The organism is Bradyrhizobium sp. Leo114 (genome assembly GCF_055229415.2).
Window position 1 is genome coordinate 20,044 of the sequence record NZ_JBUYEN020000074.1, and the last position, 7,888, is coordinate 27,931.

Sequence of the window (7,888 nt, forward strand, 5' to 3'; positions counted from 1 at the left end):
CCTGTTCAGCTGTTGAAAGCGGTGACGAGGGGAAGACCGAACAGCCGAGCCCAGGCCTCGACGGCGGCGCGCTGGATCGCGGGGACGGAGGCGCCGGTCGCCCACCAGCCATTGGCGATGGCGACGATCGTATCCGGCCGGTGCAGCATCGATTGCAGGACCGGCCAGATCAGAAGCTGCTCGTAGCAGATCAGCGACGCTACCCGGCGGCCGGCGATGTCGACGACGGGATCTGCGAAGAAGGTCGCTCGCGCACCGCCGCTCTCCCCGAGCCATGTCCGCCAGGGCTGCCAGCTCGACACGGGCACAGGCATGCGGGCGCGATAGAGGACCGTATCGCCTGACCAGCCAAGCGCCGCCGCGACGGCGAGAAAGGCGGTGCGCCGGCGATCAGGGATCGACGGTGAGGATCGGCCGCGCCAGGCCGAGGAGACCGGCCTCCGGGACCGGCCCAAAGTACCGGGAGTCACAGGAACCTGCGAAAGGGGAGTGGAGAAAGAGATGGCCGGGCGGAACGACAATACCCGCCCAAGGCGAAAGCGGTCGTCCCCGGCCGTCGACGGGGCCAAGGCGTGAACGGGGCAGCAGCACGCCGTCGATCATGACGGCGGCGCCGATCTCGATGTGGGCACTCGAGACCGCGACGACGGCTTTGATGAGCGGCGCGGCGCCGCCGGAGCACGATCCCTGCCGAAAGTATCCGCGCTCGAGGCCGAAGACGGAAACCGGCCCAGGCGGCGGACAGACGAACGCGAGATCGCCGGCGACGACTTGCCGATCGATCGGCACGATCCGCCACAGCCCGAGCGGCTCGCTTGGCGTCAGGTTGAGGCGCAAGCCGCCGAGCCAGGCGATGCCGGCGATCGCAATCATCGCCACGCCGCCGGCCCCCATGATCGCGGATGCTCGCCGACGCTGAAGGGACGTTTTCTTTCCGGTCGCGGCCTCCGCGATTTGTGACTCCACTCTCCGGTCGATGATCGAGATCATTGCAGCGACAGACCTTTCGACTGCGTCTGACGACGTGTTTCGGCTTCCTTCAGGGCCTCCGCGCTCCGCTGCTGTGCCGCGAGTTGTTGCGCGGTTCGCAGATCAGGCCAGGCAGCCTTGAGCTCCTCCTTCTGCGCAGCGTTCATCCCGTCCGAGAACACCTCGAAGGTCTTGCCATCAGTGTCCTTTGCCGCGAGGCCGACGAAGCTGCGTTCGCCATACCGCTCGGACACGGCACGCGCAAAACCTTCCAGCTCCGCCCCGATCATCTTGTCCTCGAGCGCGAACTCCAGGGCCGCCGGCAGATTGTTCCGATCGATGGCGTCGCGGATGCGCTCGAGTGTCTGCTTCGCCGATGGCGGCAGCGCCGGAATGTCGACGGCGACGTTCAGCCGGGCGGCGCGCTCTTCGGCCTCATAGCGACGTTCCGCCTCCGAGCGCAGGCGCAAGAAACGTTCGAGATCGCGGGCGAGCGCGGGCACGTTGAGGTCCGCCCTCTGCCTGTCCTCTTTGTCGGCACGGCTGGCCAGAAGGCCGGTTCTGCCGTTCAGCGCGCCGAAGCTGTCGGGCTTCTCCGCGAGTTTCGACAGGGTGGATTGTGCAGCCGCCTTGTCCTTCAGCATGCTGTCGACATCGACCTTGCGGAACGAGGCTTCCGGATCGGCGAAGACGAGGCGGAAGCGGGTCGAGACCTCCTCCCACTGCTTCTTCAGGCCGGGATTGGCGGTGAGCTTGTCCTCGACAACCTGGTCGATCGATCTGGCGAATGTGGTGATGCCGGCGACCATCGGCTTTGCTCCCTTTGCGCTGTTGGGGATTCTCGGTTTCCGGGCGGCGCCGAGGCCGAGCCGGGTGCCGAGCGCGAGGAGCCGCGATCCGAGATCGGCGAGCCTCGAGCTCTGCCGGACGGTCCAGCGGACCTTGTCGGCGACGAGGGTGCGGGCGACACTCATGAGATGGAGACCGCGCGCTTCAGCAAAGCGCAGCGCGGCGCGATAGGAAGGGCCGCGCACATAGTCGAGTGTGGTTTCCTTCGCCCGGCTCTGCGACAGGATCTTGGTGAGCCCACCGGCCTTCCCGAATGAAATCGCCCCGTAGTAGAGAGCGACATCCTCGCGATGGCGGGTCAGCGCGACATAGGCAAGATGCCGGTCGAGCGAGAGCGTGGCGAGCAGCTTCACCCGGTCGACGGTCGCGCCCTGGCTCTTGTGGATCGTGGTCGCATAACCGTGGTCGACGTTGGCATAGAAGCGCTGATCGACCTCGACGCGGCGCCGTGCTTCACCCTCGCCGATCATCGCCGCGAACCAGCCCGGCGCGCCTCGACGACATGGGCGATCATGCCGTTTTTCACGCCGAGCGATCCTTCATTCTTCAGGAAGACGATCTGGTCGCCGGTTGCGAAGCTGCGCAGACCGTCCTCGGTGCGGAAGGCATGGCCGTCTTCGACAATGCCACGCTCGATCAGCTTCGCCCGCGCCATCTCGTTGAGGACACGGACATCGCGCCGAAGATGCGCAAGGATCAGCATCGACTTCGCCGGATCATAATCCCGGTTCCAGTCCTCGATCAGCGCCGCGACAGCTTGCACTTTGTACTTGCGCGCTTCGAGCTTGCCGTTCGCGCCATAGGCCTGCAGCGCCTCGGCAACGCGGCCCCGCGCGAGATCGAGCGAGGCATCGCGCATCCATTGCTTGCGCTGGCGATAGATGGTTTCGAGTTCGGCATAGCCGGTGCGCTCCGCGATGGCGCGGAACGCCGCGCCGGCCTCGATCGGTTGAAGCTGATCGGGGTCGCCGACGACCACCAGTTTTGCGCCGGTCTTCACAACCGCTTCGACGAACAGCGCCATCTGCCGCGACGACACCATGCCGGCCTCGTCGAGGACAAGGATGGTCTTGTCGTCGAGTTGCTCGCGCCCGTTCGACCAGGCAAGCTCCCACGAAGCCAGCGTGCGTGAGGCGATGCCCGCTTCCTTCTCCAGGCCCTCCGCAGCTTTACCCGCAAGCGCGCCGCCGACCACACGATAGCCGGCCGCTTCCCACACTTCGCGCGCCGCCTTCATCATGGTGGTCTTGCCGGCGCCGGCGCGCCCGACCACGGCCGCGATCCGCCCCTCACCGGCGACATGGGCGATCGCGACGCGCTGCTCTTCCGACAGACGATCATGGCGCTCGAAGGTCGCCGCCAGTACTTTCTCCCGGACGCCATGCGAGGATCGGTCGGCAAGCCAGACGGCGCGATGCGCCATCTCGGCTTCGAGCTTGATGAGTTCGCGCGTCGTGTATTTGGCGGGCTCGCGGATTCCGGTCGCAAGGGCGGTGCGCTCACCCTCCAGCCGCAACACATCCGGACTCTGGAAGATGCGCGCCATCAGGTGCTGGAAGGTGCCGGCATCGTCGACATAGCGGTGCAACACCCTGGCGATGTCACGCTCGGTGAAGACGCTCGTCTCGCGCGTGACGAGGTCCAGCACGATCTCAGGACGCCGCAAAATCCGCTGGCGATTGTCGGCCCTCCGCTCCTCGTGGAGCGCCACGCGTTCGAGCTTCGGCGACCACCCCGCCGTTTCTCCTTTCCGGTCGATCGCCGTCGTGGCCACGCCAATATGCGTCGTCGGGACAAGATCGATTCCGCGCGCGGCATAGGAACGGCCGTCGACGCGAACATCGAGTCCGGCGAGCGCCAGATGCTTGTTCTGAAGGTTGAGCCAGCCTTCGCGCTGCGCGAGGAACTCGGCCTTCTCGCCCGACCAGAGTCGGTACACGATCTTGCCGGAATCGTTGCGCAAAGGCACGCCTTCATCGCCGATAACCGGCACCTTCTTCGGCCCAAATGCGTCCTCACCGAGCGGCCTAAGCGTTGTCATCAGATGGATGTGCGGATTGCCGGGCTCGTCATGGAAAACCCAGTCGGCGACCTGCCCGCGCGCGAGGACCTGGGTTGCGACGAACTCCCGCACCAAGGTGATGTTCTGGTCGATGGTGAGTTCGACCGGCAGGGCGATGATGAATTCCTTGGCGAGCTGCGCATCTGACCGCTTCTCGAAAGCCTCGATTGCGTTCCAGAACGCCTCGGCGGCGCCGGCGACCGAGCGGTCGGCAATCAATGCACGCGCCCATTGTGGGGCATCCGGCGGCAACAGGAATTCCTCGTGCCGCAGGCCCCGCTTGGCGGAATAGTCGACGGTCCGCCCCTCCGCCCGATGCTCCATGCGCGCGCAGTGCCGGTAGGCTGCCGACAGCACGGCGCTGCGGCCGGAACCGCGCGAAATGAGCTGGGGCGTGAAATGCGTGATGGCCAAAGCGGCGCGATCTCCCGGACGAGGTGGAACACGAATGCTCGTCGGGAGCGGCGGCAGGGCCGCGCCGGGGGCAGGCGCCCCCGGCAGGTGAGAAAGCAGGACGTCGCGGATGCGACGTATTACTGCGCCCTTGGACCGCTCTCATCGAGCGGCCGGGATGATTTCAGGCGACGTCGGCTTTGCCGACTAGCTTTTTTATGAGTCGCCTGGGCCGGCGACTTCGGAAATGCTCCGCGCAGTCCAGCAACACTGCCCAGCACGAAGGCTCAACCGGAAATGAAGAAACCGTCGTCGAAGATCCGCGAGGAAATCACTCGCCTGCAGGAACAGTTGAAGGCCGCAGAGACACGCGAGGCCGAGCGGATCGGGCGCATCGCGCTCAGGGCCGGACTCGGTGACATCGAGATCGAGGAAAGCGAGCTTCTGGCCGCGTTCGAGGATCTCGCCGGCCGGTTTCGCGGGAAAGCCGGAAAGGCGACCGGAAGGAAGGGAGCCGAGGCCGGAGGCGATACGAGCGCTCCCGCCGCGAAGGTCGCGTCTGGTGCGCATGCGAATGGCGCTGGCGAGGTATGAGCGCATGCGGCAGGCATCATCCTCCGAAGCCCGCAAGAAGGACACGCGCGAGAAGATCGAGCTCGGCGGCCTGATCGCAAAGGCGGGGCTGCGCTACGAGAAGCGCGCGGTGCTGCTCGGCGCGCTGATCGAACTTCGCCGTCGGCTGAGAACCGGCGTAGCCGAGCGGGCTCGGCTTGCCGCGATCGGGGTGGAGGCGTTCGGCCGTGACGGCGAGTAGGCTCCTTCTGCTGATCGTGCCGGTGGCGCTGATGCTCGGCACGGTCATTGGATTGACCGGCATCGAGTATAGTCTCGCCGGCCTCGGCAAGACGGAGGCGCAGCGCCTCCTGGTCGCCCGCGCCGGGATTGCCATGCCCTATATCGCGGCAGCAGGGATCGGCGTCATCTTCCTGTTCGCCACCGCAGGCTCCGCGAACATCCGTACCGCGGCGCGGAGCGTCCTCGCGGGATGCGCATTGGCGATTTCCATCGCTGTCGCGCGCGAGGCAATGCGCCTTTCCGGGGTTCCCATCCCGGCCGCATCCGGCCGGTCGCCGCTGGCGCAGGTCGAACCGGCGATCATTGTCGCCGCATGCGCGATATTGGTCGCCGGCATCTTCGCCGTACGCGTTGCCGTGAAGGGCAACGCCGCCTTCACCACGCCGATGCCAAAGCGCGTTCGCGGTCGGCGCGCACTGCACGGCGATGCGGACTGGATGACCATGCAGGAGGCCTCACGGCTCTTTCCCGACGCCGGCGGCATCCTCGTCGGTGAACGCTATCGTGTCGACAAAGACAGCGCGGCAACGCAACCGTTTCGCGCCATGGACCGTGAGAGTTGGGGGCACGGCGGCCGCGCGCCGCTACTCTGCTTCGACGCCTCCTTCGGCTCCTCGCACGGCATCGTTTTCGCCGGATCGGGCGGCTTCAAGACGACGTCGGTGACGATCCCGACCGCGCTCAAATGGGGCGGCGCGCTCGTGGTGCTCGACCCCTCCAACGAGGTCGCGCCGATGGTGATCGACCACCGGCGAGCAGCGGGGCGCACGGTCCATGTGCTCGATCCACGAGAGCCAGGAACCGGCTTCAACGCGCTCGATTGGATCGGCCAGTTCGGCGGCTCGAAGGAGGAGGACATCGCCGCCGTCGCCTCCTGGATCATGAGCGACAGCGGCGGCGTGCGCGGCGTGCGGGACGATTTCTTCCGCGCCTCGGCGCTGCAGCTTCTCACCGCGCTGATCGCCGACGTCTGCCTGTCAGGGCATACGGAAGACAAGAACCAGACGCTTCGCCAGGTCCGCGCCAATCTCTCCGAACCGGAGCCCAAGCTGCGGGCGCGCCTGCAGGCGATCTACGACAATTCGGAATCGGCCTTCGTGAAGGAGAACGTTGCCGTCTTCGTCAACATGACGCCGGAGACATTCAGCGGCGTTTATGCCAACGCCGTGAAGGAAACCCACTGGCTTTCCTATCCGAACTATGCCGCGCTCGTGTCCGGCTCAACCTTCGTCAGCGACGATCTCGCCGGTGGCGCAACCGACGTGTTCATCAATCTCGACCTGAAGACGCTGGAGACCCATGCCGGACTCGCCCGCGTCATCATCGGCTCCTTCATGAACGCGATCTACAACCGCAATGGAGAGGTGACGGGACCGGCCTTGTTCCTGCTCGACGAAGTGGCGCGCCTCGGCTTCATGCGGATCCTGGAGACCGCCCGCGACGCCGGCCGCAAATACGGCATCACGCTCCTCTTGTTGTTCCAGTCGATCGGTCAGATGCGCGAAACCTATGGCGGCCGCGACGCGGCGAGCAAGTGGTTCGAGAGCGCGAGCTGGATCGCCTTCGCGGCCGTGAACGACCCGGAAACCGCCGACTACATCTCGAAGCGATGCGGCACGACCACGGTCGAGATCGACCAGGTCAGCCGCTCGTCGCAGGCGTCAGGTTCATCGCGGACGCGCTCGAAGCAGCTGGCCGCGGGGCCGCTGATCCAGCCGCACGAAGTGCTGCGTATGCGCGCCGACGAACAGATCGTGTTCACTGCCGGCAACGCACCGCTCCGGTGCGGCCGCGCCCTCTGGTTCCGGCGTGACGACATGAGGGCTTGCGTCGGAAAGAACCGATTCCAACCGGAAGAAAACGCATGACGGCGCCGCGCTTTCTTGTTGTGGGAGCCAACCAATGGCGATCATTGCGATCCTGGCGGTCGCCATCGGTGTCCCCTCGCGGCATTCGCCGGATCTGCCGGATCGGTACGAGACCACGACGTCGGTCATCCCGGCGCCTCGGGAGGGCGATATGCTGAGCGCCCGTTTCACGCGCTGCGACGGGCCGATCCGCGTGAACTGCGTCGTCGACGGGGACACATTCTGGTTCGGGCGCGACAAGATCAGGATCGCTGATATCAACGCCCCGGAAATCTTCTCGCCGCGATGCCGGAGCGAGAAGCAGATCGGCGAAATCGCCCGCGACCGGATGCTGGCCCTGCTGAAGGCCGGCGGCTTCACGCTGGTCTCGGGCTGGCGCGACACCGCGGCGCAACCAATCCGGCGAAACTGACACCAATGGCAAGATATCTCGATGGGGCGACAGGCTTCTCCGAACCCACCTGTTCGAGGCCGCGACGGTCCTGCTTTATCGAACAAAGAAATGGTCTTCCCTCAAGGCCTGGGGCATGAAGCTCGCAAAGCGGATCGGCATGAGGAAGGCAAAGGTCGCCATTGCCCGCAAGATCGCCGTGATTTTGCACTGCATCTGGGTCGACGGCACATCGTTCGAATGGGGCAGACGAAGCCAGCCTGAACTTCTCTTGCAAGCTCCTGGTCCGGTCCGCCGGGCCGGCGATATCCCGCTGGGACGGTGGTCGTGGTGACCTCGGGTCAATCGGGGATGTCCCGATCGGTGTTGAACTAGTGGTTCATCACAGTGATTTTGACGTTTTGATACCGAGCCATTCGAGGATCGGCAAGTTTTCGGGTGGCAGGAGAATCTCGATGCTTCGGGGAACGCCGGGCTGACGGCGAATGAAGCCGTTTCGTT

General features: G+C 65.6%; 6 protein-coding genes and 2 pseudogenes. 5 read left to right on the forward strand and 3 right to left on the reverse strand.

From position 1 onward, the window contains the following. Positions 1-5: 5 nt before the first annotated feature. From ACZIRK_RS41405 to traA, 3 genes and pseudogenes are all read right to left on the reverse strand, one after another. Entirely contained in the window at positions 6-470 is a 465-nt protein-coding gene (locus ACZIRK_RS41405; RefSeq protein ID WP_463703005.1) for a nitrilase-related carbon-nitrogen hydrolase, read from the reverse strand. After that, complete coding sequence (gene traF / locus ACZIRK_RS41410; protein WP_130230782.1) at positions 391-990, reverse strand: conjugative transfer signal peptidase TraF; 600 nt, start codon at positions 988-990, stop codon at positions 391-393. Before traF ends, ACZIRK_RS41405 begins: the two co-directional genes overlap by 80 nt. Further along, positions 987-4,294 (reverse strand): annotated as a pseudogene (gene traA, locus ACZIRK_RS41415) (Ti-type conjugative transfer relaxase TraA). Before traA ends, traF begins: the two are co-directional and overlap by 4 nt. A 276-nt stretch (positions 4,295-4,570) precedes the next feature. On the opposite strand from traA, the gene traC reads away from it, so the two are divergent. From traC to ACZIRK_RS41440, 5 genes and pseudogenes are all read left to right on the forward strand, one after another. Then, positions 4,571-4,867 (forward strand): conjugal transfer protein TraC, encoded by a 297-nt coding sequence (traC, locus tag ACZIRK_RS41420; protein WP_130230778.1) that lies wholly within the window; start codon positions 4,571-4,573, stop codon positions 4,865-4,867. 4 nt (positions 4,868-4,871) lie between these two features. Beyond that, positions 4,872-5,087, forward strand: a complete 216-nt coding sequence (gene traD / locus ACZIRK_RS41425; RefSeq protein WP_130230788.1) for a type IV conjugative transfer system coupling protein TraD — start codon at positions 4,872-4,874, stop codon at positions 5,085-5,087. Continuing rightward, positions 5,074-6,996, forward strand: coding sequence for a Ti-type conjugative transfer system protein TraG (gene traG, locus ACZIRK_RS41430; protein WP_130230776.1), 1,923 nt, complete (start codon positions 5,074-5,076; stop codon positions 6,994-6,996). Before traD ends, traG begins: the two co-directional genes overlap by 14 nt. A 34-nt stretch (positions 6,997-7,030) precedes the next feature. Then, entirely contained in the window at positions 7,031-7,408 is a 378-nt protein-coding gene (locus ACZIRK_RS41435; protein WP_165435614.1) for a thermonuclease family protein, read from the forward strand. Then, positions 7,341-7,721, forward strand: a pseudogene (locus ACZIRK_RS41440) (transposase); the annotation flags it as partial. The gene ACZIRK_RS41435 and the pseudogene ACZIRK_RS41440, both read left to right, overlap by 68 nt. Positions 7,722-7,888: the final 167 nt, after the last annotated feature.

Excerpts from the sequence above, each read along its gene's own strand:
- traC (WP_130230778.1), top strand. The coding sequence starts at position 4,571 with ATGAAGAAACCGTCGTCGAAGATCCGCGAGGAAATCACTCGCCTGCAG.
- ACZIRK_RS41435 (WP_165435614.1), top strand. The coding sequence starts at position 7,031 with ATGGCGATCATTGCGATCCTGGCGGTCGCCATCGGTGTCCCCTCGCGG.
- traF (WP_130230782.1), bottom strand. The coding sequence starts at position 990 with ATGATCTCGATCATCGACCGGAGAGTGGAGTCACAAATCGCGGAGGCC.
- traD (WP_130230788.1), top strand. The coding sequence starts at position 4,872 with ATGCGGCAGGCATCATCCTCCGAAGCCCGCAAGAAGGACACGCGCGAG.